General features: G+C 65.2%; 22 protein-coding genes. 10 read left to right on the top strand and 12 right to left on the bottom strand.

Translation table 11 applies throughout. From position 1 onward, the window contains the following. Nucleotides 1-189: 189 nt before the first annotated feature. The 3 genes from C7G42_RS30860 to C7G42_RS30850 form a co-directional block, all read right to left on the bottom strand. Nucleotides 190-393: a hypothetical protein gene (locus C7G42_RS30860; protein WP_106952660.1), complete on the bottom strand. Its 204-nt coding sequence runs from the start codon at nt 391-393 to the stop codon at nt 190-192. Between the two features lie 164 nt (nt 394-557). After that, nucleotides 558-1,187 (bottom strand): HAD-IA family hydrolase, encoded by a 630-nt coding sequence (locus C7G42_RS30855; protein WP_199581229.1) that lies wholly within the window; start codon nt 1,185-1,187, stop codon nt 558-560. An 8-nt stretch (nt 1,188-1,195) separates the two neighbouring features. Continuing rightward, on the bottom strand, nt 1,196-2,329 hold the full coding sequence (locus C7G42_RS30850) for an alpha-hydroxy acid oxidase (RefSeq protein WP_106952659.1): 1,134 nt from the start codon (nt 2,327-2,329) through the stop codon (nt 1,196-1,198). 345 nt (nt 2,330-2,674) lie between these two features. Between C7G42_RS30850 and C7G42_RS30845 the strand changes: the two genes are divergently transcribed. Next, entirely contained in the window at nt 2,675-4,012 is a 1,338-nt protein-coding gene (locus C7G42_RS30845) for a S41 family peptidase (RefSeq protein ID WP_106952658.1), read from the top strand. A gap of 88 nt (nt 4,013-4,100) precedes the next feature. Here C7G42_RS30845 and C7G42_RS30840 read toward each other — a convergent pair whose 3' ends face one another. After that, a complete protein-coding gene (locus C7G42_RS30840) occupies nt 4,101-6,833 on the bottom strand; it encodes a bifunctional diguanylate cyclase/phosphodiesterase (RefSeq protein WP_106952657.1) in 2,733 nt (910 codons plus the stop codon). A 309-nt stretch (nt 6,834-7,142) separates the two neighbouring features. Here C7G42_RS30840 and C7G42_RS30835 point away from each other — a divergent pair, with 309 nt between their 5' ends. Then, on the top strand, nt 7,143-7,307 hold the full coding sequence (locus C7G42_RS30835) for a Flp family type IVb pilin (RefSeq protein ID WP_106952656.1): 165 nt from the start codon (nt 7,143-7,145) through the stop codon (nt 7,305-7,307). On the opposite strand, the gene C7G42_RS30830 is transcribed toward C7G42_RS30835, so the two are convergent. Both C7G42_RS30830 and C7G42_RS30825 read right to left on the bottom strand, forming a co-directional pair. Further along, nucleotides 7,288-8,544, bottom strand: a complete 1,257-nt coding sequence (locus C7G42_RS30830; protein WP_106952655.1) for an MFS transporter — start codon at nt 8,542-8,544, stop codon at nt 7,288-7,290. The two genes, C7G42_RS30835 and C7G42_RS30830, sit on opposite strands and share 20 nt — an antisense overlap. Continuing rightward, on the bottom strand, nt 8,541-9,956 hold the full coding sequence (locus C7G42_RS30825; protein ID WP_106952760.1) for an amidase: 1,416 nt from the start codon (nt 9,954-9,956) through the stop codon (nt 8,541-8,543). Before C7G42_RS30825 ends, C7G42_RS30830 begins: the two co-directional genes overlap by 4 nt. 138 nt (nt 9,957-10,094) lie before the next feature. Between C7G42_RS30825 and C7G42_RS30820 the strand changes: the two genes are divergently transcribed. Then, complete coding sequence (locus C7G42_RS30820) at nt 10,095-10,688, top strand: CGNR zinc finger domain-containing protein (protein ID WP_106952654.1); 594 nt, start codon at nt 10,095-10,097, stop codon at nt 10,686-10,688. Nucleotides 10,689-10,702: 14 nt separating this feature from the next. On the opposite strand, the gene moaC is transcribed toward C7G42_RS30820, so the two are convergent. Genes moaC through C7G42_RS30800 form a run of 4 tightly spaced genes read right to left on the bottom strand, consistent with a single transcriptional unit; the run spans nt 10,703 to nt 14,979 of the window. After that, a complete protein-coding gene (gene moaC, locus C7G42_RS30815) occupies nt 10,703-11,218 on the bottom strand; it encodes a cyclic pyranopterin monophosphate synthase MoaC (protein ID WP_283809873.1) in 516 nt (171 codons plus the stop codon). Between the two features lies 1 nt (nt 11,219). Continuing rightward, nucleotides 11,220-12,041 carry an indole-3-glycerol phosphate synthase TrpC gene (gene trpC / locus C7G42_RS30810; protein WP_106952653.1) on the bottom strand — a complete coding sequence of 274 codons (822 nt, stop codon included), beginning with the start codon at nt 12,039-12,041 and terminating at the stop codon, nt 11,220-11,222. Nucleotides 12,042-12,048: 7 nt separating this feature from the next. Further along, a complete protein-coding gene (gene trpD, locus C7G42_RS30805; protein ID WP_106952652.1) occupies nt 12,049-13,062 on the bottom strand; it encodes an anthranilate phosphoribosyltransferase in 1,014 nt (337 codons plus the stop codon). A 15-nt stretch (nt 13,063-13,077) separates the two neighbouring features. Then, nucleotides 13,078-14,979, bottom strand: a complete 1,902-nt coding sequence (locus C7G42_RS30800) for a peptidylprolyl isomerase (protein WP_106952651.1) — start codon at nt 14,977-14,979, stop codon at nt 13,078-13,080. A 223-nt stretch (nt 14,980-15,202) separates the two neighbouring features. Here C7G42_RS30800 and tpiA point away from each other — a divergent pair, with 223 nt between their 5' ends. The 6 genes from tpiA to C7G42_RS30765 all read left to right on the top strand — a co-directional run bounded on the left by tpiA (nt 15,203) and on the right by C7G42_RS30765 (nt 20,871). Next, nucleotides 15,203-15,958, top strand: coding sequence for a triose-phosphate isomerase (tpiA, locus tag C7G42_RS30790; protein ID WP_106952649.1), 756 nt, complete (start codon nt 15,203-15,205; stop codon nt 15,956-15,958). A gap of 139 nt (nt 15,959-16,097) precedes the next feature. Then, on the top strand, nt 16,098-16,484 hold the full coding sequence (gene secG / locus C7G42_RS30785) for a preprotein translocase subunit SecG (RefSeq protein WP_106952648.1): 387 nt from the start codon (nt 16,098-16,100) through the stop codon (nt 16,482-16,484). 166 nt (nt 16,485-16,650) lie between these two features. Beyond that, a complete protein-coding gene (pyrG, locus tag C7G42_RS30780) occupies nt 16,651-18,282 on the top strand; it encodes a CTP synthase (RefSeq protein ID WP_106952647.1) in 1,632 nt (543 codons plus the stop codon). An 84-nt stretch (nt 18,283-18,366) separates the two neighbouring features. After that, nucleotides 18,367-18,693 carry an NIPSNAP family protein gene (locus tag C7G42_RS30775; protein WP_106952646.1) on the top strand — a complete coding sequence of 109 codons (327 nt, stop codon included), beginning with the start codon at nt 18,367-18,369 and terminating at the stop codon, nt 18,691-18,693. A gap of 124 nt (nt 18,694-18,817) precedes the next feature. Next, nucleotides 18,818-19,666, top strand: coding sequence for a 3-deoxy-8-phosphooctulonate synthase (kdsA, locus tag C7G42_RS30770; protein ID WP_106952645.1), 849 nt, complete (start codon nt 18,818-18,820; stop codon nt 19,664-19,666). Beyond that, nucleotides 19,666-20,871 (top strand): MFS transporter, encoded by a 1,206-nt coding sequence (locus tag C7G42_RS30765; RefSeq protein WP_106952644.1) that lies wholly within the window; start codon nt 19,666-19,668, stop codon nt 20,869-20,871. The genes kdsA and C7G42_RS30765 overlap by 1 nt, the downstream gene beginning before the upstream one ends. Nucleotides 20,872-20,913: 42 nt before the next feature. On the opposite strand, the gene C7G42_RS30760 is transcribed toward C7G42_RS30765, so the two are convergent. Both C7G42_RS30760 and queF read right to left on the bottom strand, forming a co-directional pair. Further along, nucleotides 20,914-21,723 (bottom strand): substrate-binding domain-containing protein, encoded by an 810-nt coding sequence (locus tag C7G42_RS30760; protein ID WP_106952643.1) that lies wholly within the window; start codon nt 21,721-21,723, stop codon nt 20,914-20,916. 14 nt (nt 21,724-21,737) lie between these two features. Continuing rightward, nucleotides 21,738-22,214 carry a preQ(1) synthase gene (gene queF, locus C7G42_RS30755; protein ID WP_106952642.1) on the bottom strand — a complete coding sequence of 159 codons (477 nt, stop codon included), beginning with the start codon at nt 22,212-22,214 and terminating at the stop codon, nt 21,738-21,740. Between the two features lie 124 nt (nt 22,215-22,338). Here queF and eno point away from each other — a divergent pair, with 124 nt between their 5' ends. Then, the gene (gene eno / locus C7G42_RS30750) at nt 22,339-23,622 is read left to right on the top strand and encodes a phosphopyruvate hydratase (protein WP_106952641.1); all 1,284 of its coding nucleotides are present in this window, start codon (nt 22,339-22,341) and stop codon (nt 23,620-23,622) included. Nucleotides 23,623-23,662 lie beyond the last annotated feature (40 nt).

Genomic DNA, 23,662 nt, shown 5'->3' with positions numbered 1-23,662 from the left:
TGTTCCGACAGTCTTCTAACCGAGCGCGGAGGCGGAGGCAAAATTGCGGAAGAGGGCGACCATTCTGCCACTTGCAGCCCGTATTGACGGCGGGCTCAGGCTTGGCGTCACGCCATCTAGACAATGAGACCCGTGGCAGGAGGGGGCTATCCCCAAGATGAGAACGACGAGCGCTACGGCTCGCGTCGCTCAACGCCTGGTCGGTGCATCCGGGCTGGCGAATGCGACGTCGGGAGCTCTCGGCCCTTGATCCTTGTCGGGCAGCGGATCGGCCTGCGATTTCAGGTCGGCGGCCTTGCTGATCAGCTTGGCGGAAAGGTCCGAATCCGAGGTTGTCCTCGCGAATTCGAGCAGCAGGGAAGCCTGCTTGGTGAGATAGGTTTTACCCAGCACGTCGAAAAGTCCGTTGTAGAAGTCCCAACGGAGTGATGAGTCCGAAAGGTGGTATTCCGTTCCCGGAACTCTGTTTAAAAATGCACAGAGCAACCGGGTTCCTCCCTCTTGCATATTTTTCCTGAAACCTGCCTGCAGAGATCTTATGTGGCGGCGGGCCGGTTTCAGATGCCCAACGCCTTCAAAGTGTTTCCAACGTCGCGCGCCGACGTCACATGCACCGCCGTCAGTCCGCAGGCCCGCGCGCCTTCGATATTCTCGGCAAGGTCGTCGAAGAACACGATACGCTCCGCAGGCACGCCGATCGCCGCGACGACATGGTCGAAAGCCTCCGCATCCGGTTTACGCAGGCCGATGCTGGACGACAGATACAGCGCGCGGAAATGGCCGAGCAGTTCGCCATACTCCCTGGAGAAATAGTCGACATGCGGCCGGTTGGTGTTGGAGAAGGCGTAGAGCGGCATCTGCTTCGCCGCACGCGGCAGCAGTTCGGCGATGTCGGGCATCTCGCCGGCGAAGATCGCGTTCCACCCCTCCAGGAACTGCGCGTCCGAAATGCCGATGCCGAGCGAAGCACGCAGTGAAGCGAAATAATCCTCGTCGCTGATCTTGCCGACCTCGTGCAGCCGGTAGGCCTCGTCACGCACATAGCGCGCGACGATGGCCTCGGGCTGGCAGCCGGCATGTCCCGCCCAGCAGGCGATCGCCTTGGAGAAGTCGATGTCGAGCACCACGCGCCCGAGATCGAACAGCAGCGCATCCGCGCTGCCGGGAGAGAGCGATGTCACCTGCATCCTTTCACTCAGTAACGGTACGGATCGTGGTCGAACAGCGGGAATGCGCTGAACACACTCGGTGCGTTGGTGGCGGTCGCCGGATGCAGGAAGGATTTGTCGACCTCGGCGAATGACGTCGCGCCCAGAAGGCCGAGGCAGCGCAGCACCTCGTCCTCCAGCAGCTCCAGCATCCGCGCAACGCCGGCTTCACCCGCCGCCGCCAGCGCCCAGCATTGCAGCCGTCCGATGCCGACGAGGTCCGCGCCTGCCGCGATCGCCTTGACGATGTCGGTGCCTCGGCAGATGCCGCCGTCGACCATGATCTTGGCGCGGCCCTTCACGGCTTCGACGATCTCGGGCAGCACATGCATGGCACCGCGGCCGTGGTCGAGCTGACGGCCGCCATGGTTGGAGACGTAGATCCACTCGACGCCGTGATCGACCGCGATCCGGGCGTCCTCGGCGGTGGCGATGCCCTTCAGGATCAGCGGGATCTTGAACTTGTCCTTGACCATCTTCACGGTCCGCCACTCCAGTCCCTTCTGGAAATCGCCGCCGGTGGCGCGCAGGCGGCTCTCGCGAACGTAGCGCTTGGCGATGTCGCGCTCACGACGGCTGTAATGGGCGGTATCGACGGTCAGGCAGAAGCCGGCATAGCCGTTCTTCTCGGTGCGGCTGACGACATCGGCGACAAAAGCGTCGTCGCCGCGGACATAGAGCTGGTAAAGCCGCAGCGCGTCGGGCGCAGCCTCGGCGGTCTTCTCCAGGCCGGGCTCGGACACCGAGCTCAACATGTGCGCCGCACCGAAGGTGCCGGCAGCACGTGCGACGCTCGCCGCGCCCTCCGGATCGAAGATCTCAAGCGCGCCGACTGGCGCGATCACCACCGGCAGGCGCATCCTGCGGCCGAACTGCTGGACCGAGCCGTCGACCTTGCGGACGTCGCGCAGCACCCGCGGCCGGAAGGCGATCTCGTCCAGCGCCATCCGGTTGCGGCGCATCGTGGTTTCCGTCTCGGCGGCGCCGACGATGTAGTCCCAGGCGTTCTGGTTGAGGTTGGCCCGCGCTTTTCGGACGAATTCGTGCAGGTTCTGGAACGGCTCGTTGCTGGCGCCGAGTTCGACGTTCCGTTCCGGTTGGATCCGGGGTGCTTCGTTCATTGTTATCCTCCCGAGAATTTGAAGCCTTGTGTCATCGCCTAACCCGTCCAGCGCTCCAAAACCATCCTAAAATGACATGGCTGCGAGGCGTGGACCGGCGCACCGATTTCCCGAGGGTATCTTTGGGGGCCGGCCAGTCCTGCAACGTTGCCAAAAGTTCAGGTCCGAACGAAGGGATTTTTGCGATGCACCCGCCGGCGTGGCATCCCGGCCATGAAGAAACCAGAATGGTATTGTGAGAAGCAAACTGGATCGCCACCTGCAAGGCGGGTCCCAAGTCTCGTCCCAAGTCTCGAGAGACAAGCGCTAGTAAACCGCCGAGCAAACAAGAAGGCCAGTCGATCCATGCGGAAATCCCTGCTGTTCCCCCTGGGCGCGCTCTCTGGAGCGTGTCTGACCCTTCTGGTAGCCAGCCCGCACGGCGGTGTATGGGCGGCGCGGGCAGCAGCGAACGCGGACGACGCCTATTCCCAGCTCAACCTGTTCGGTACGGTGTTCGAGCGCGTCAAGGCCAGCTATGTCGAGAAGCCTGACAATGCCAAGCTGATCGAAGGCGCGATCACGGGCATGGTGACCTCGCTCGACCCGCACTCGCGCTACATGAATGCGAAGGCCTGGACCGAGATGCAGGAGACCACCTCCGGCGAGTTCGGCGGCCTCGGCATCGAGGTCACCATGGAGGACGGCTTGGTCAAGGTCGTTTCCCCGATCGACGATACGCCCGCCTCGAAGGCCGGCTTGATGTCCGGCGACCTCATCAGCAAGATCGACGGCGAGGCCGTACAGGGCCTGACGCTCGAGCAGGCCGTCAACAAAATGAAGGGCCCGGTCGATACCCAGACCAAGCTCACCATCGTGCGCAAGGGCGCCGACGCGCCGGTCGAGGTTGCGATCAAGCGCGAGATCATTCACGTGCGTCCCGTGCGCTTCCACGTCGAGAACGGCGACATCGGCTATATCCGCGTCACCTCGTTCAACGAGCAGACCACCGACGGCCTGAAAAAGGCGATCGCATCGATCACCAAGGATGTCCCTCAGGAGAAGCTCGTCGGTTACGTCGTCGACCTGCGCAACAATCCGGGCGGTCTGCTCGACCAGGCCGTGTCGGTGTCGAGCGCCTTCCTTCAGCGCGGCGAGGTCGTCTCGACCCGCGGCCGCAATCCGGAGGAGACCCAGCGCTTCACCGCGCATGGCGGCGACCTGACCAGGGGCAAGCCGCTGGTGGTTCTGGTCAATGGCGGCTCGGCTTCGGCTTCCGAGATCGTGGCCGGCGCGCTGCACGATCACAAGCGTGCGACCATCATCGGCACGCGCTCGTTCGGCAAGGGCTCGGTGCAGACCATCATTCCGCTCGGCGCCGGCAACGGCGCGCTGGCGCTGACCACGGCGCGCTACTACACGCCGTCGGGCCGCTCGATCCAGGCCCAGGGCATCGCCCCCGACATCGAGATCCTGCAGGACGTGCCGCCGGAACTGAAGGGCCGCATGGACACCATGGCGGAGTCCCAGATGCGCGGCCATCTCTCTGCCGGTGAGGGTGGCGAGCAGACCGGATCGCAGTCCTACGTTCCGCCGAAGGAAGAGGACGACAAGGCCCTGCACGCGGCCTTCGACTTCCTGCACGGCGTCACAGCCAATGCGGTTGCCGCCAAGCCCGCGTCCAAGGCGGCGGTGCCGAACTAGGCCCTGTGGTTTTCAGACAATCGCCCGGGAGCGGATGACCGCTTCCGGGCGATTTCGTTTGGGGATGCCCGTTCCAGATCGGCTAGGCCTAACCCGCCTCGCGGCGGCGGCTTGCGTGACCGTCGCGCTGGGTGAGCCGGCTGCGATGCAGCGCGAACAGCTCCAGCACCTTGTCGGCGGGCTTCGCGGCGCTGAACAGATAGCCCTGCATCTCCGAACAGCCGAGCGCGCGGAGCAGGCGCTGCTGCTCCTCGGTCTCGACGCCCTCGGCCGTGGTGGTCATGCGGCGCGCGGCCGCCAGATTGACGACGGCCTGGACGATGCTGGCGGAGCCGTCGGGGCCGGCGATGTCGTCGACGAAGCAGCGGTCGATCTTGATCTTGTCGAACGGGAAACGGTGCAGATAGCTCAGCGAGGAGTAGCCGGTGCCGAAATCGTCGAGCGCGATGCGCACGCCGATGGCGCGGAGCTGGTGCAGGATCGCCAGCGCGGTGTCGTCGTCGCGGATCAGCACCGCCTCGGTGATCTCGAGCTCGAGCCGGCTCGCCGGCAGGTTGGAGGCGGCGAGCGCCGCCATGATCTTCAAGGCCAGCGTGCCGCTCTTGAACTGCACCGGCGAAACGTTGACGGCGAGGCGAATGTCGTCGGGCCAGTTCGCCGCGTCCCGGCAAGCGGTCGCCAGCACCCATTCGCCGATCTCGTTGATCTGGCCGGTATCTTCCGCGATCGGGATGAACTCGGCCGGCGAGATCATGCCGCGCTCGGGATGGCGCCAGCGCACCAGCGCCTCGCAGCCGGTGATGCGATCATCCTTCAGGCTGAGGCAGGGTTGGTAATGGACCTCGAGGCCGCCATCGCGCCCCCCTTGGGCGATGGCCTGGCGCAGGTCGCTCTCGATCTGCCGGCGCTCGCGCACCTTGGCATCCATCTCCGGCTCGAAGAACCGATAGGTGCGGCGTCCGGCGGACTTGGCGGCGTACATCGCCATGTCGGCGTTCTTGAGAATCTGGTCGAGCGCAGTGCCGTGTTCCGGCGCGAGCGCGATGCCGACGCTGGCATCGGTGGTGAGATGATGGCCCATGCAGTCGAACGGCGCGCGGATGGCCGCGAAGATCCGCGCGACGAGCTCGTCGACCTGGTCCCGCGACGTCACCGCGCTCTGGACGATGGCGAATTCGTCGCCGCCGAGCCGCGCCACGAAATCCGTCGGGGCCGCACAGCGGCGCAGACTCGCGGCAACTGATTTCAACAGCTCGTCGCCGACGAGATGGCCGAGCGCGTCGTTGACGCCCTTGAATTCGTCGATGTCGATGTAATGCACCGCGATCTGTTCGTCATGGCCGACAGCGGCCAGCTCTGCGCGCAGGTGCTCGTGGAACATGGTGCGGTTGGGGAGGTCCGTCAGCGCGTCGTAATGGGCGAGGTGGGTGATGCGCTCCTCGATGCGCCGGCGCTCGGTGATGTCCTCATGGGTCGCCACCCAGCCGCCGTCCGCGAGCGGCTCATTGAGGATGTGGATCGAGCGGCCGTCGGAGGTGTCGACCACCATGGAGTTGCGCGCATGGATGCCCTTCAGCACGCGCGCGACATAGTCGTCGACGTCGCCCGTGAACGAGCCGGTCGCCTTGCGATGGGCGATGATGTCGTGGAAGCTCGAGCCGGGCTTCACGATCTTGGCCGACAATCCGTACATTTCGAGGTAGCGCTGGTTGCAGACCACCAGCCGCCGCTCGGCGTCGAACAGCAAGAGGCCCTGCGTCATGTTGTTGACAGCGCGGTCCAGCCGCAGTTTCTCCAGCGTCAGCCGCTCGCGCGAAGCGCGGTGCTGCTCGAGCAGCTTGCGCACGACGGCGATCAGCACGCCCGCGATGGCGAGTGCGGAGGCGCCCGCGACCGAGATCAGTATGCCGATCTGCTCGCGCCAGTCCGTCAGGGCGGAGGCGCGCGTCGTGGTGGCCATCATCAGGATCGGAAAGTGGGGAAGGGCGCGCGAGGAGATCAGCCGGTCTTCGCCGTCGACGGGGCTCATGAATCGTCCGGCGTAGCGATCGAGGTCGAAGACTCTCTGCTGTTCGAACGAACCGGTCTTGAAGTTCCGCCCCATCAATTCGCTGGAATGGGGATAGCGGGCGAGCAACGTGCCGTCGCGATGCAGCATCGAGATCGTCGCGCCTTCGCCGAGCACGACGGTGGCGAAGAATTTCTCGAATTTGGCGGGATCGATCCCGCGTCCGACGGCACCCAGGAATTCGCCGTTCGGCCCGACGATCCTGCGTACGATCACGACGGTCCATGCGCCCGAGATGCGACTGTGCAACGGCTGGATCAGGACATCGGGCGAATTGGGATCGTACTTGAAGGTGCGAAAATAGGCGCGATCGGCAAGGTTCAGCTTTGGAGTCGGCCATGTCGACGACGAGTTGATCAGATTGCCTTCGGCATCGACGATGTTGACGTCGCCGATGTAGGGCAGGGCCTCGATCTTCGAGCGCAACATCCGGTGGACGTCCTGGCCGGAGAAGCGCTTGCGAAAGTCCTCCCTGGCCGCGATTCCGGTCGTGCGGACCTGATCGACGAAGTCCTTCTGGATGACCGCGAAATCCTGCAATTGCTGATCGAAATGGTGGGCGAGCAGCAGCACGGTGTTTTCGAGTTCGCGGCTGGAGTTGCGCAGCGCCCGCTCGCGGAAATTCTGCGCCATCAGGACCGAGCCAATGGCGATGGCCGCGATCAGCAGGGCGCCGCCCACCACCAGCCAGCGGATCGGTCCGCTGCGCACGAAGGCGTGATCAAAGAGGCGGCTGCCGAATCTCGTCATCATGCTGGATCATTGCCGTGCACACGTCAGGATCAATTCTTGGCCCCGAGAACATCCGTTGGTTTACGGGAACGGTGTGGAGGCAAAGTTAGGAAGCGCGGTTAACTCCGGGTGAACGTTCCCGCGCAAATGCAATCGAGGCGCGGCGATACGGCGGGCAGGAATTGCCGGAGCATGCGAGGGTGCCGGTCAATTCCTGCCGGCGCGCCACAATCAACCAAGGCCTAACCATCTAAGGTGTTGGCGATCCTCACATCGGCATTGGCACGTGATTTGCGAGATGCCTGCCGACGACACAGAGAGGACGCAACGATGAAAAACACCCTGAAGAACTTCCTTGCCGACGAGAGTGGGGCAACCGCAATCGAGTACGGCCTGATCGCGGCCGGCATCGCGCTGGCCATCATCACCGTCGTGAACGGCATGGGCTCCAAGCTCAACAGCAAATTTACCGCGATCAGCACGTCGCTGCGCTGATCGCGCGGGTTCTGGCGCGCGCCAGTATCGCCAACACGATCAGCGCCGCGACGATGTTCGCGGCGGCACCGATCAGTATCGGCATCGTGTAGCTGTGGTTGACGTCGTAGGCGAAGCCGGCTGCACTCGGACCAATCAGCGTGCCGAACGCCACGCTGGTGTAGAGAATTCCGATGATTCCGCTGACATTGCGTCCGCCAAAATAGTCCATGATCACAGAGGGCAGCACCGCGACCCAGCCGCCGTAGAACACACCGTAGATGAAGGCAAAAGCGGCGAGCGTCCAGATATCAGCGGCAATGGCCCAGATCACCATCGCGAGCGCCATTCCGGTCAGGACCATGATCAGCGAGCGGTCGCGGCCCATCCGGTCGGCGAGTGCGCCGAGAAAGAAGCGGCCTGCGGTGCTGCCGGCTCCGATCACGCCGAGCAGCAGCACGGCAGCGGACCCCGCGACCCCGTGGTCGCGCGCGTAGGGCACGAGATGGACGAACGGGACGAAGGCTCCGAACGAGCAGACCAGACACGATAGGTAGAGGGCGACAAACCGCGTCGACCGAATCGCCCCGCTCACGGATTCGCCGCCGGCGTTGTTGGCGCTCGCGGCATCGGGGGCCGGATCGCCGTCGGGTCCGAGGCCGCGTTGCTTCGGATCGTTCTCGATGAGCAGCGACATCCCGCCTCCCAGCACCAGCGCAATTGCGCCCAGCGCTAGGTAGGCGCTGCGCCAGCCCACCGAGGCGATCAGCAATGAGGCTAGCGGCGGCATGGCCAGCGTGCCGAGCCCGATGCCGCTCACAGCGAGCCCGGACGCAAAGCCGCGGCGCCGGACGAACCAGCGTTGCACCGCGCCGATGGCTGGGACATAGGCGCAGCCGACGCCGAGGCCGACGCCGAGCCCGTAGGCGAGATAGACCTCGACGACAGACCGGGCAGCGCTCGCGGCCGCAAGTCCGACCGCGACCAGGATCATGCCGGCGACCGCCAGCCGACGCGAGCCAAATCGGTCGGCGAGTGGCCCGCTGACGAGGCCGAGCGCGAAGTACAGAAAGCCCGCGATTGAAAACACCAGCGAGATCGAACCGCGCGAGGCGCCGAAATCGCGCTGGAGTGGCTCGAGGAATGCGCTGAACGTGTAGGCGGAGCCGAAGCCGACGAACATGACGGCAAATGCCGCCGCGACGACGAACCAGCCATGGAAAATGCTTCGTTGACCGAGCTTGGATCGAATGATCAATGCTGCCTCCGCGAGGCGAGGGAAGGATGGCGACGATGCCAGGACGTGGCCCGCTGGAAGGCCGCGCCGGCACGCACGAGCGTGGCCTCGTCCAGATGGGCGGCGACGAGTTGGAACGCGATCGGCAGCCCCTCCGCGGACGCACCACCCGGCAGCGTGATGGTGGGATGACCGGTCATGTCGAACGGGCAGGTGTAGCGCTGCAGCTTCGCGATCAGATCCGGCTGTTCGCCGAGCGTCCGGATCATGGCAAGCGTCACTGGCGAAAACGGGTGCACCGGGATCAGCAGCAGGTCGATGGTCTCGAACAGCGCAGTCACCCGGCCGCGCAGCGCCAGCCGCCGCAGCAGGATCTTTTGATAGTCGAGAGCAGAGAGAGTGCGGCCGGACTCGATCACGGAGGCGAGGATCGGACCATACTCATCCTTGCGGGCGGGATAGGTCGCCTCATGAGCGACCGTAGCTTCCACCGCACAGTTCGGCGTCCAGTCGGCGATCGTCTGCGTGACGTCGGGAAATCGGACATTGACGGTGTCGGTGCCAAGCGCGCGGAAAGCATCAAGGGCTTCCGCCAGCACCAGCTGGGTCGCAACGTCCACGTCCTCGCTGTTCCAGGCAGGATCGACGCCGATCCGCAAGCCCCGCACGTCCTGTGCGGCGGCGGCCAGATAGTCGGGCACCGGATCGATCAGCGATGTCGGGTCGTTCGGATCGTGTCCGGCGATGATGCCGAGCAGCGCGCCGGCGTCGGCCGCACTGCGGCCGATCGGTCCGACATGGTCGAGCGTCGCGGCGAGCTCGAAGGTGCCGTGCCGGCTGACGCGGCCCCAACTCGGCTTCAATCCGGTAAGGCCGTTGGCGGCGCAGGGCCAGCGGATCGAACCGCCGGTGTCGGAGCCGAGTGAGCCGAAGCAAAGTCCGGCAGCCGTCGCGACCGCCGAGCCGCTCGACGAGATACCCGGCCAGTAATTCGCATTCCATGGATTCTTCGGCGGTTTCACTAGCGGATGGTGATCGGCATAGGCGCCCTCGGTGAGTTGCACCTTGCCAAGGATCACGGCGCCCGCGTTCTTGAGCCGGCGCACGACGGTTGCGTCTTCACTGGGACGAAAGTCGCGATGAAGCGTGGTGCCCGCCGCCGTCGGAACGCCTTCGGTCCAGAACAGGTCCTTGAGCGCAATCGGCACGCCATGCAGGGGCCCCCGATACCGGCCCTGCGCGATGTCCGCGTCCGCGGTCTCCGCTTCGGCCATGGCCGTTTCCGCCATCACGTGAACGTAGCTGTTGAGATCGCGGTCAATGGAATCGATCCGGTCAAGTTGCGCGCGCGTCACTTCCAGCGCCGAGATTTCGCGCGCCTTGAGGCGTGCTGCGAGCGTGGTGAGTTCGAGATAGTGCAGGGCGTCGGCCACGGCTCGGTTCTCCATTCAATTGTTGCAGAGGCGCTTGACCCCGAAGGATCGTCAGACACCAGTATAGATAAAATACAGGTGTTGCTTGCTGTCAACCAGTAAATATGTTTTACTGGTGTTCCAATTTTTGGAGTTTCGATGTCGAAAGAGTCGCGCAAATTCCAGGTTCCCGACGCGTTGGCGAACCTCTACGATTTCGCCAACACGCTCGATGTTCGCCACTTCACGCATTTCGGCGTGGAGCACCCGGAGAGCGATGCGCTTGGCGGCCCGAAGGACTTGGCGGACTGGATGCGGGAACGCGGCCTTGGCGCCAAGGGCGGCCATGTCACGCCCGCAATGTTCGAGACTGCGCTGAGGATGCGCGAAGCCTTGCGTGCCTATCTGCAGCGTGAACCGAGCGAGCGGCTCCGGAATAAGAGCGTTCTGGGCACGCTCAATGACGCTCTGGCGCCGTTTCCATTGCGGGTCGAGGCGCACGCAGGCCGCGGCGCGACGCTGTCAGCAGCGCGCGAAGATGCGCTCGCCGGCCTGTCGGCCATCGCGATCGAGCTTCATGACGCAACCCTCTTGGGAACGCTGGACCGGCTGAAGATGTGCGCGTCGGAGGAATGCCGCAGGGTGTTTTTCGACCGGTCGAAACCATCGACGCGGCGGTGGTGCATGTCGACGCTATGCGGCAACCGGATGAAGACGCGCGCTTATCGCGAGCGGCAGCGCGAGGCGAAATAGAGCGGATTGCGCAGTCAGGCGCGGTAGTGGCCGGACTTGCCGCCGAGCTTCTCGACCAGATGGATGCCCTCGATGCGCACGCCGCGCTCGACCGCCTTGATCATGTCGTAGATGGTGAGGCAGGCGACCGAGACGGCCGTGAGAGCCTCCATCTCGACGCCGGTCGGGCCCGTGACCTTCACGCTCGCGCGAACGAGGCAGCCCGGCAATTTCACGTCGGGCTCGATATCGAGCGTCACTTTCGACAGCGCCAGCGGATGGCAGAGCGGGATCAGCTCCGAGGTGCGCTTGGCGGCCATGATGCCGGCGATACGGGCGGTGCCTAGCACGTCGCCCTTCTTGGCATTGCCGGAGACGATCAGGTCGAGCGTCGCCTTGGTCATGACGACGCGGCCTTCCGCGACCGCAAGCCGCTCGGTCGCCGGCTTGTCGGAGACGTCGACCATCCGCGCCTCGCCGGAGGCGCCGATATGGGTGAGGGCCGGGACGGTCTTCTTGGGCGGCTTGCGCGCCATATTTTTGCGCGCCATGTCAGCGGGTGCCCGTCGCGCGCGCCGTCGTCTCGCGCGCGAGCAGCGTGCGCGTCGCTGCGGTGACGTCGGCTTGCCGCATCAGGCTCTCGCCGACCAGGAAGGTCGACATGCCGACGCGCTCGAGCCGGGCGAGATCGGCAGGCGTGAAGATGCCGCTCTCGCCGACCATCAGCCGTTCCCTGGGGATCAGCGGTGCCAGCATTTCGCTGGTCGCGAGCGTGGTCTCGAAGGTGCGAAGATTGCGGTTGTTGACCCCGATCATCGGCGAGCGGAGCTTGAGCGCGCGGTCGAGCTCGGCGCGGTCGTGGATCTCGATCAGCACGTCCATGCCGTAGGCGATTGCGGCTTCTTCGAGATCTTTGGCGGTGGCATCATCGAGCGCGGCCATGATGATCAGGATGCAATCGGCGCCGTGGGCGCGGGCCTCGACCACCTGATAGGTGTCGAACATGAAATCCTTGCGCAGCACCGGCAATGACGTCGCCGCGCGCGCCGCCACCATGAAGTCCAGATGCCCCTGGAACGAGGGCGTGTCGGTCAGCACCGATAGGCAGGCCGCGCCGCCGGCTTCATAGGCCTTGGCGAGCTGGGGCGGATCGAAATCGGCGCGGATCAGCCCTTTCGACGGCGAGGCTTTCTTCACCTCCGCGATCAGCGCGTAGTCGCCCTTGGCGTGCTTGGCCTTGATCGCGCGCACGAAGCCGCGCGGCGCGGCCTGCGCCTTGGCCTTCGCCTCGACGGCCGACAGCGGCTGCGCACGCTTGGCGGCGGCGATCTCTTCGCGCTTGTAGGCTTCGATCTTGGTGAGGATGTCCGACATGTCAGGCTCAGCCGTTCGAGACCGCGATCAGGTGCTTCAACTTCGCGTTGGCCGCGCCGCTGTCGATCGACCGGGCGCCGATCGCGACGCCCTCCTTGAGGTCCTCGGCGCGGCCGGCCACGACCAGCGCGGCGGCGGCGTTCATCAGCGCGACGTCGCGGTAGGCGCTCGGCTTGCCGTCGAGCACGCTCTGCAAGGCGATTGCATTGGCGTCGGCGTCACCGCCCTTGAGCGCGCCGGCGTCGCAAGGCGGCAGGCCGGCGTCCTCCGGCGTCACCTCGAAATTCCGGATCTCGCCATTGTGGAGCGCGGATACGAAGGTCGGGCCGGTGAGGGTGATCTCGTCGAGGCCGTCGGAGCCGTGCACCACCCAGGCGGATTCGGAGCCGAGGTTCTTCAGCACCTGCGCCAGCGGCTGCACCCATTGCCGCGAGAACACGCCGACCATCTGCCGCTTCACGCCGGCCGGGTTGGACAGGGGGCCGAGCAGGTTGAAGATCGTGCGCGTCGCGAGCTCTACCCGGGTCGGGCCGACATTCTTCATGGCCGGGTGATGGGCAGGAGCGAACATGAAGCCGATGCCGCATTCGCGCACGCAATGCCCGACCTGCTCGGGCCGGAGGTCGATCTTCACGCCGAGCGATGCAAGCACGTCGGCTGCGCCCGAGCGTGACGACAGCGCGCGGTTGCCGTGCTTGGCCACCGGCACGCCGGCGCCCGAGACGATGAAGGAGGCGCAGGTCGAGACGTTGACCGAGCCGGAGCCGTCGCCGCCGGTGCCGACGATGTCGATGGCTTCAGGTGGAGCCGTGACGGTCAGCATCTTGGAACGCATCGCCGTAACAGCGCCGGTGATCTCGTCCACGGTTTCGCCGCGCACCCGCAGCGCCATCAACAGGCCGCCCATCTGCGAGGGCGTGGCTTCGCCCGACATCATGGCGTCGAAGGCGGAAGCCGCTTCGTCACGCGACAGGCTGGCGCCGGTCGCCACTTTTCCAATGATCGATTTCAGGTCGTCCATCGCGTGCTTTCAAACTTACTGCTGGTTCGCGCCGGTCACCTGCGCGAAGGCGGCCTGATTAATGGTGGTCCCGATGTCGTTTTCGAGCCTGTTGACGTAAGAGGCAACCTGCTCCTCGGTCTGGGCACGGTCGAGGCTTTCCTTCAGCTTCTTGACCGCCTCGGAGGCGGCGTCGACCGCGGGTTCGACGATGTCGGTGACGCGGAAGACGATCAGCTCGGTGCCGCCGGTCACCGGCGTCTGTCCGACACCGTCCTTGGCGGTGCGGAAGGCGGCCGCGACGACCGCTGCGGGCACGCTGGCGGGCGTGTCGTCGCGCTTGAAGCCGGTCGCGGTCTCGACCTTGACGCCGATCGCTGCGGCCTCATCCGCGAGCTTGCCGCCCGCTTCGAGCTTCTGCACCATCTCGGTCGCCTTGGTCTTCAGCTTGGCGGCGATCTGGTCCTGGCGCCAGCGCGCCTCGACCTGGTCGCGGACCTCGTCGAGATTGCGGTCGCGCGAGGGCGTGATGGCGAGCACGTCGTACCAGACATAGCCGCCCTTGAACGAGATCGAGTCGTTGTCGACGCCGACATCGGTGTTGAAGGCCTGCGACACCACGTCGAGGCCTTGCGGAATGTTGGCGACCGGCTGGCCGTTCGGGGCGCGGCCGGAACGGTCTACCGCGTCGATGGTCACGGCGGTGAGGCCGAGCTTCTGCGCCGCGTCGATCACGCTGGCGCCGCCGCCGCGCTCGTCTTCCATCTTGTCGCGGAGATCGGCGACCTTGACGCGCGCGCGCTCGGTGGCGATCTCGCGCTTGATGTCGCCTGCGGCGCTGGCGTAGTCCGCCTCCTTGCCGGGCTCGATCTTGTCGACCTTGACGATGGACGTGCCGAGCGCGCCCTGGATCGGCTGGCTGATCTCGCCGGCGGGAAGCGCGAAGGCGGCTTCGCCAACCACGGCATCCAGCGAAGATTTGGTGACGAGGCCGAGGTCGACATCGGAGGCGCTCAGACCGCGTTCCTTGCCGAGATCCTCGAACGACATGCCCCCGACGAGACGCTCCCGGGCGGTCTGCGCTTCGGCAACGTTGGGAAAGACGATCTGCTGGATCTGGCGCTTCTCCGGCGTGCCGAGCCGGTCCTTGCGCTGCTCGAACACTTTCCTGGCGTCCTCGTCCGAGACGTCGCTCCACTTGCCGATTTCCTCCGGCGAGACCACGACGAAGGAGATCTTGCGGTATTCGGGCGCGCGGAACTGGGCCTTGTGGTCCTCGAAATAGGCCGCGAGCGCCTCGGGCGAGGGCGCGTCGATCTGGCCGGCCTGGGCGGAATCGAGCCTGACGAAATCAATGGCGCGCTGCTCGTTCTGGAAGCGCGTCAGCACGTCGATCATCGCCTTCGGCGGCTCGAGGCCTGCCCCGATCGTGCCGGTGATCTGCCGGCGCAGCGACACCTTGCGCTGCTCGGCGACATAGCGCTGCTCGGTATAGCCGAAATTGCGGATCACGGCCTGGAAGCGGTTCGCATCGAAATTGCCGCCGACGCCCTTGAAGTTGGGGTCGTTCATGATGACCTGGCGGATCTGGTCGTCGGACTGGCCGAGCCTGAGCCGGCGCGCCTCTTCGTCGAGGGCGGCTTCGGCGATGGTTTGCTGCAGTACCTGGCGGTCGAGGCCGAAGGCACGCGCCTGGTCGGGCGTCAGCGGACGGCCGAACTGGCGGCTGATCTGCTGCAAGCGGTCCGTGTAGATCTGGCGGAACTCGTTCAGCGAAATCTCGGTGCTGCCGACCTTGGCCACCGTGGATTGCCCGAAGCCCTTGAAGATGTCGGCGATTCCCCAAACGCCGAAACTGATGATCAACACGCCCATCACCACGGCCATGATGGTCTTGCCGAGCCAGTTTGATGAGGCCTTGCGCATTCCTCGAAGCATTTGGTCCAACTTGTTTGAGCAGGAAGGGAACGGGAGCGCGTCTTAATGCAGATTCCGCAAAAGCGCGTCACCAAATTGATCAATCATCATAAAGTGGCGGCTTTCCCCCCGCAACCTCGGGTCACGCGGCCGTTCGAAGCTGCGGTTAAAGGCCCCTGGTCTCTGGAACTGCCGTGGCAGCTCTGCTAGCGCATGCAGAAACCTCATTTTGCTGGACAATGACATGACCGACGCCATCCGCCCCCTGATCGCCGGCAATTGGAAGATGAACGGCCTGAAGGCCCAGGCTGCCGAGTTCGACGCCATGCTGGACGGGGCGGTCGAGGTGACCGGCAAGGCCGATCTGCTGGTCTGTCCGCCAGCGACCCTGATTGCCGCCTTCGCCGACAAGGCGCGTGGCAAGAAGGTCGCGGTGGGGGCCCAGGATTGCCATCCCAAGGCCTCCGGTGCCCATACCGGCGATATCGCCGCCGAAATGCTGGTGGACGCGGGGGCGAGCGCCGTCATCGTCGGCCATTCCGAGCGCCGCGCCGACCACGGCGAGGGCGATGCCCTGATCCGGCAGAAGGCCGAGGCCGCCTGGCGCGCCGGGGCTACGGCGATCGTCTGCATCGGCGAGACCCAGGCCCAGCGCGACGCCGGCCAGACCCTGGAGATCCTGCGCGGGCAACTTGCCGGCTCCCTCCCTGAGAGCTCGACAGCCGCGAATCTCGTCGTGGCCTACGAGCCGGTCTGGGCGATCGGAACTGGGCTCACCCCCACGGCCCAGGATGTCGAGCAGATTCATGGGTTTATCCGGGATCTCCTGACCTCCCGGTTCAAGGTCGATGGTGCCAGGATGCGCATCCTCTACGGCGGCTCGGTCAAGCCCTCGAATGCGGCCGAGCTGATGGCGGTCAAGAACGTCAACGGGGCGCTGGTCGGCGGCGCCAGCCTGAAGGCGGTCGATTTCCTTGCGATCGCGAAGGGCTGCCCCTAGCTAAACCCCACGGGACGGGCGGGGCCGATCGGGGGTGGCAATGGCCGGTCTGATCGTGTAACACCGCGCAACTTCAGGAAAACCCGCGAAGCGCGATCGGCCGCCGTCAGGCGCCGCCCGCTTGTGACGGAAGGATACTATGCAGACCGTTGTCATCGTCATCCATCTCATGATCGTCGCCGTCATGATCGGCGCTGTCCTGCTCCAGAAGTCGGAAGGCGGCGGCCTCGGCATGGGCGGCGGCGCAGGCTTCATGTCGAGCCGTGGCACCGCCAACCTCTTGACGCGGACCACCGCGGTTCTCGCCGCGGGCTTCTTCCTCACCAGCATGTTCCTGTCCTGGCATGCGGGCTATAGCCGCGCGCCGTCCTCGATCATCGGCACACCGGCGTCGCAGGGCCAGCCGGCCGGTGGAGCGCCGATCGCGCCGCCGACGTCGGGCGGCATCCTGGATTCGCTGAAGAAGGCCGACGAGCAGCAGCAGGCGCCGGCTCCGAGCGGCCCGCAGGTGCCTCGTTCGCAATAAAGCAGGGGGGCCATGCAGGGCGGTGGCTACCGTCCTGCATCAACAATCCCCATCAAGGCACTGTCACCACTCTTAGTTTTGGCTCACCCACAGGCCCGCAGAATTCTTGGGGCGGAATGCGAATCGCTTTGGCGAATCGAATTTTGGGGATTAGAGGTTAAGTCCCATGGCGCGGTACATATTCATCACCGGCGGCGTGGTTTCTTCGCTCGGCAAGGGTCTGGCTTCAGCGGCACTCGGTGCGCTGTTGCAAGCCCGGGGCTACAAGGTCCGCCTCCGCAAGCTCGACCCCTATCTCAACCTCGATCCTGGAACGATGTCGCCTTATCAGCACGGCGAAGTGTTCGTGACCGATGACGGCGCGGAGACCGATCTCGATCTCGGTCACTACGAGCGCTTCACCGGCCGTCCCGCGACCAAGCAGGACAACATCACCACGGGGCGAATCTACCAGGACATCATCTCCAAGGAACGCCGCGGCGATTATCTCGGCGCGACCATCCAGGTGGTTCCGCACGTCACCAATGCCATCAAGGAATTCGTCCTCTCGGGCAATGACGATTACGATTTCGTGCTGGTCGAGATCGGCGGCACGGTCGGCGACATCGAGGGACTGCCGTTCTTCGAGGCGATCCGCCAGCTCAAGAACGAGCTGCCGCGTGATCACGCCATCTACATCCACCTCACGCTGCTGCCTTACATTCCGAGCGCCGGCGAGCTGAAGACCAAGCCGACGCAGCACTCCGTGAAGGAGCTGCGCTCGATCGGCATCCAGCCGGACATCCTGCTCTGCCGCACCGACCGCGAGATTCCGAAGGAAGAGCGGCGCAAGCTGGGGCTGTTCTGCAACGTGCGTGAAAGCGCCGTGATCGAGGCGCGCGACGCCGACAGCATCTACGCCGTGCCCGAGGCCTATCACGCGGCGGGCCTCGACGACGAAGTGCTCGCCGCCTTCGGTATCGAATCGCGCATCCCGCCGGTGCTCAAGAGCTGGCACCAGATCAACGAACGCATCCGCAATCCCGAGGGCGATGTCACCATCGCCATCGTCGGCAAGTACACCGGCATGAAGGACGCGTACAAGTCGCTGATCGAGGCGCTGTCGCATGGCGGCATCGCCAACAAGGTCAAGGTCAACCTCGACTGGATCGAGAGCGAGATATTCGAGAAGGAAGACCCCGCGCCGTTCCTCGAGCACGTCAACGGCATCTTGGTGCCCGGCGGCTTCGGTCAGCGCGGCGCAGAAGGCAAGATCCGCGCGGCGCAGTTCGCGCGCGAACGCGACGTGCCGTATTTCGGCATCTGCTTCGGCATGCAGATGGCGGTGATCGAGGCGGCGCGGAATCTCGTCGGCATCGAGGAGGCCAACTCCACCGAGTTCGGACCGACCAAGGAGCCGCTGGTCGGTTTGATGACGGAATGGCTGCGCGGCAACGAGCTCGAGAGGCGCTCGAACGCCGGCGATCTCGGCGGCACGATGCGGCTTGGCGCTTATCCCGCAGCCCTCAACCGCGGCAGCCGCGTCTCGGAGGTCTATGGCGGCGCGACCGAGATTTCCGAGCGCCATCGCCATCGTTACGAGGTCAACACCGCCTACAAGGATCGCCTCGAGCAGCACGGATTGAAATTCTCGGGCCTCTCGCCCGACGGCGTGCTGCCGGAGATCGTCGAATACGAGGACCATCCCTGGTTTATCGGCGTCCAGTTTCACCCCGAGCTGAAGTCGCGGCCGTTCGAGCCGCACCCGCTGTTCGCCTCGTTCATCCAGGCGGCGATGGTGCAGAGCCGGCTGGTGTAGTCGGCGCGGCCGCCTTTGACGGGCGCGCAATTTGTTGCGACAACTCGCTCCCGCAAGAACAACGATGCAGGGAGTTGAACTTCAATGATCTACGAAATGCGCGTCTATCGCTGCTTGCCCGGCCGGCTGCCAGCGCTCTTGAAGCGGTTCGAGACCGCCACGCTGAAAATCTGGGAGAAGCACGGCATCAAGCAGGCGGGGTTCTTCACCACGCTGATTGGTGAATCCAACCAGGAGCTGACCTATTTCCTGGCCTGGGACTCGCTTGCCGAGCGCGAGAAGAAGTGGGGCGCGTTCATGACCGATCCGGACTGGATGAAGGCCCGCGCCGAGAGCGAAGCCGACGGCCAGATCGTCGGCAACATCGTCAGCCAGATCCTGACGCCGACCGCCTTCTCCTCGATCAAGTAGCAGCTCCTGCGAGGGAGGCGCCGGGGAAGCCCCGGCGCAACCCTGATATTCAAGCAGTCCCGGGCGAATAGGGTTGATCCGACCCCGATCGCGGCTATGGTCGCGCCGAAACGAGGGATTGGCCTTGAGCTCTTCGCATTCGGCAGCGCCGGTCGTCACCATTGGCACGGTCAAGTTCGGCAATGATCTGCCGATCTCGATCATTGCCGGACCTTGCCAGCTCGAAAGCCGTCAGCATGCGCTTGAGGTGGCTTCCGCGCTGAAGGAGATCGCCGCGCGGCTGAAGATCGGCCTCGTCTATAAGACCTCCTTCGACAAGGCCAACCGCACCAGCGCGTCGGCTGCGCGCGGGCTGGGTCTCGCGCAGTCGCTGCCGATCTTCGCCGAGATCCGTGCCTCGCTCGGCCTGCCTGTCCTGACCGACGTGCACGATGCCGCGCAATGCGCCGAGGTAGCGCAGGCTGTGGACGTGTTGCAGATCCCGGCCTTCCTGTGCCGGCAGACCGATCTGCTGCTCGCCGCAGCTGCGACCGGCAAGGTCGTCAATGTCAAGAAAGGCCAGTTCCTGGCGCCCTGGGATATGACCAATGTGGTGAGCAAGATCACCGGCGCGAACAATCCGAACGTGCTCGTCACCGAACGCGGTGTCTCCTTCGGCTACAACACGCTGGTCTCCGACATGCGCGCGCTGCCGATCCTGGCGCGCACCACCGGCGCGCCCGTGATCTTCGATGCCACCCATTCGGTGCAGCAGCCGGGCGGGAAGGGTGCTTCCTCGGGCGGCGAGCGCGAATTCGTGCCGGTGCTGGCACGCGCCGCCGTTGCCGTCGGGGTGGCCGGCGTCTTCATCGAGACTCATCCCGACCCGGACCGCGCGCCCTCGGACGGCCCCAACATGGTGCCGCTGCGCGAATTCGAGGGGCTGATCGCAAGGCTGATGGCGTTCGACGCGCTGGCAAAGAACCCGCGCTGATGCAGCAGGGCGAGGCGCGGCCGCACGACCACGGCTTGCCGACGGCCCTCTACGTCATATCAGGTGCGAGCTTCGCCGCAGCCTTGTCGGCGCGCGCGCTCGATCCGGTGCTGCCGCATGTCGCGGAAGATTTCGGCGTCAGCATCGCCACGGCCGCGGGCTTTGCCGCGGTGTTCGCCTTCACCTTCGCGATCATCCAGCCGATCGTCGGCGCCGCCGCCGATCTGTTCGGCAAGACGCGGCTGATGATCGGCTGCCTCGCGCTGCTCGGCCTTGCCAACATCCTTGGCGCATTCTCGACCTCGTTCCCGGTTCTGTTTGCAACCCGCATCCTCGCCGGCATCGGCTCCGGCGGCGTATTTCCGGTGGCGCTCAGCCTGACCAGCGATCTCGTCGGGCCCGAGAAACGCCAGGTTGCGATCAGCCGCACGCTGGCCGGCGCCATGACCGGCAATCTGCTCGGCGCCTCGGCCTCCGGCCTGATCGGCGATTTCCTCGGCTGGCGCGGCGTGCTCGCGGTGCTCGGCGGGCTCGTGATCGTGGCGTCGATCGCGGTCGCTGCCGGCTTTCATGGCGCCAGGGTCAAGCATCCGCCGAAGACCAGCCTGTCGGCGCTGAAGGCGGGCTATCGCACCATCTTCACCAATCCGAACGCCTACGTCTGCTACACGGCGGTGTTCATCGAAGGCTGCTGCGTGCTCGGCCTGTTTCCCTACATCGCCTCGTTCCTGTTCGAGCTTGGGCAGACTTCGCTCTCGATCGCCGGCATGGTCATCGCGGGCTTTGCGGTCGGCGGCCTGTTCTACACGCTGACGGTCTCGCGCCTGCTGCCGTGGCTCGGCGTCAAGGGCATGATGATCGCGGGCATGACGCTGGTCGCCTCCCAACTCGTCGCTGTCGCCTTCGGCCCGCGCTGGGAGGTGCAGGCGCTGAATCTCGTCGTGATGGGCTGGGGCTTCTACATCGCCCATGGCTGCCTGCAGGTGTTCGCCAGCGAGCTCTCGGTCGAGGCGCGCGCCACCGCGCTGTCGCTGCATTCGTTCTTCTTCTTCATGGGACAGACGGTCGGGCCGCTCGCCTACGGCCTCGGGCTCCAACATGCCGGCAAGATGCCGACCCTGTTCGCGAGCGCTGCGATCATGGTCGTGCTGGGCTTCGTCTGCGCCCGGCTGCTGAAGCAGCGGGCGCCGGCGGATGCGCGCTGAGCGCGCCTCGTCGTACGGAGGTGTCGAGCGGGCAGGACTTGGCTAATTCGCCCCACCAGCCGCGATGGGCTCCATGCCACTTGCGACGATCGCTTCGCGCGCGGCCGGGGAGGCCAGGAACTTGATCAAGGCACGGCCGGCCTCGGGCTCCTTCGAAGCGGTCGCAATTCCGGCAGAGAAGATCGTGATCTTCTGCAATTCGTCCGGCAGCGGTCCGACGATATCGATGCCTTTCACGGGCTTCAACTCGCTGATCTGCTGGAAGCCGAGCTCGGCCTCGCCTTGCGCGACGATCTCGCCCACGGGAGTCGCCGGGACCTTGCGCGCCTTGTCCTTCATGGCGTCGGTGATGCCGAGCTTGTCGAACATCTCGGTCGAGACGTAGACGCCGCTGGCGCTGTCGGAATAGGCGATCGTCTTTGCCGCGAGGAGCGCGCGCTTGACTGCCTCGACCGAGCTGATGTCCGGCTTCGGGGCACCCGACTTCACGGCGACCCCGATCGGCGATTTGGTCAGATCGACCTGGCTGCCGGCAACGACCTTGCCCTTGCTCGCGAGGTCGGTCAGCGCATAGCCCACCATGATCAGAACGTCGGCCGGTTCGCCGCGATCGAGCCGCATCGGGATTGCGTTCGCGGTCGTGCCCATCGACGGGCCATATTCCGTCAGCACCTTGTTGCCCGTGGCCTTCTCGAATTCGGGCACGAGCGCCTTGTAGGCGGCCGTCAAGCCGCCCGAGATCATCACGCGGACCTCGGCGGCATCGGCCGCGCTGGTGAGCCAGAGGGCGCTCAGAAGGCCCAGAGCAAGGTTGAAGGCGAGGTTGCGGAAGATCACTGACATCGGTTTCATTGGTTCGTCCCTCGCTAGCCCCGCCCGCGATAGGGCGCGACGCCCTGCTCGGGCACCCACAGGCCCTTCGGCACCCGGCCGGTCTGCCAGAACACGTCGATCGGAATGCCGCCGCGGGGATACCAGTAGCCGCCGATGCGCAGCCATTTCGGCTTGATCTCGCTGGCGATGCGCTTGCCGATCATGACGGTGCAATCCTCGTGGAAGGCCCCGTGATTGCGGAAGCTCGCGATGTAGAGCTTGAGCGATTTCGACTCCAGCAGCCAGGGGCCGGGCGCGTAGTCGATCATCAGATGCGCGAAGTCCGGCTGGCCCGTGACCGGACAGAGCGAGGTGAATTCCGGTACGGTGAACCGGACCAGATAGTCGGTCCCGGCTTGCGGATTGGGCACGCGGTCGAGCTTCGCCTTCTCCGGCGTATCGGGCCACTCCACGGCGCGGCCGAGCTGCAAAGAAGGTGAGTTGTTCGATTTGCTAGGTTTTTTCGACATGAGGCCGCCTCCGTTTGGCCCTCTTAGCCAATCGCAGTGCGGCCGTCACCCGGCCTTTTCCGCCTCGATGCATTGCGGTAGAAGCACCGCCAACTGCCCCCTTTGTCCCCGAAAAGAGGCCCTCATGACCGCCATCATCGACATCATCGGACGCGAAATCCTGGATAGCCGGGGCAATCCCACCGTCGAGGTCGATGTCGTGCTGGAAGATGGCGCGCTCGGCCGGGCCGCGGTGCCGTCGGGCGCCTCCACCGGCGCCCATGAAGCCGTGGAACTGCGCGACGGCGACAAGGCCCGCTATCTCGGCAAGGGCGTCACCAAGGCGGTCGGCGCCGTCAATGGCGAGATCTTCGAAGCCCTCAGCGGCCTCGATGCCGAGCAGCAGGCCCAGATCGACCAGGTCATGATCGACCTCGACGGTACCGCGAACAAGAGCCGGCTCGGCGCCAACGCCATTCTTGGCGTCTCGCTGGCCTGTGCCAAGGCGGCCGCGAATTCGCTCGACATGCCGCTTTATCGCTACGTCGGCGGCACCTCGGCGCGCCTGCTGCCGGTGCCGATGATGAACATCATCAACGGCGGCGTGCACGCCGACAACCCGATCGACTTCCAGGAGTTCATGATCCTGCCCGTCGGTGCGTCCTCGTTCGCCGAGGGCCTGCGCTACGGCGCCGAGGTCTTCCACACGCTGAAGTCCGAATTGAAGAAGGCCGGCCACAACACCAATGTCGGCGACGAGGGCGGCTTTGCGCCGAACCTGCCGTCGGCCGATGCCGCGCTCGAGTTCGTGATGAACGCAATCGGCAAGGCCGGCTTCAAGGCTGGCACCGACATCGTGCTCGGCCTCGACTGCGCCTCGACCGAGTTCTTCAAGGACGGCAAATACGTCTACGAAGGCGAGGGCAAGACCCGTTCGATCTCCGAGCAGACCAAATATCTCGCCGATCTCGTCGGCCGCTATCCGATCGTCACCATCGAGGACGGCATGTCGGAAGACGACATGGACGGCTGGAAGGAGCTCACCGATCTGATCGGCAAGAAGTGCCAGCTGGTCGGCGACGACCTCTTCGTCACCAACGTCAAGCGCCTCGCCGACGGCATCAAGACCGGCCGTGCCAACTCGATCCTGATCAAGGTCAACCAGATCGGCACGCTGACCGAGACGCTCGCCGCCGTCGAGATGGCGCACAAGGCCGGCTACACTTCGGTGATGTCGCACCGTTCCGGCGAGACCGAGGATTCCACCATCGCCGACCTCGCGGTCGCCACCAATTGCGGTCAGATCAAGACCGGCTCTCTTGCACGATCCGATCGCACCGCCAAATACAACCAGCTCCTGCGCATCGAGCAGCAGCTCGGCAAGCAGGCGCTCTACGGCGGCAAGGCCGCCCTGAAGGCGCTGGCATAAGCCAGCGCTTCACATCGCGACAAGACGTACAGGGGAGGAT

Origin of the sequence: Bradyrhizobium sp. MOS003 (assembly GCF_003020125.1) — a bacterium.
Lineage (GTDB): Bacteria > Pseudomonadota > Alphaproteobacteria > Rhizobiales > Xanthobacteraceae > Bradyrhizobium.
This window is presented reverse-complemented; position numbering and strand designations above follow the sequence as displayed.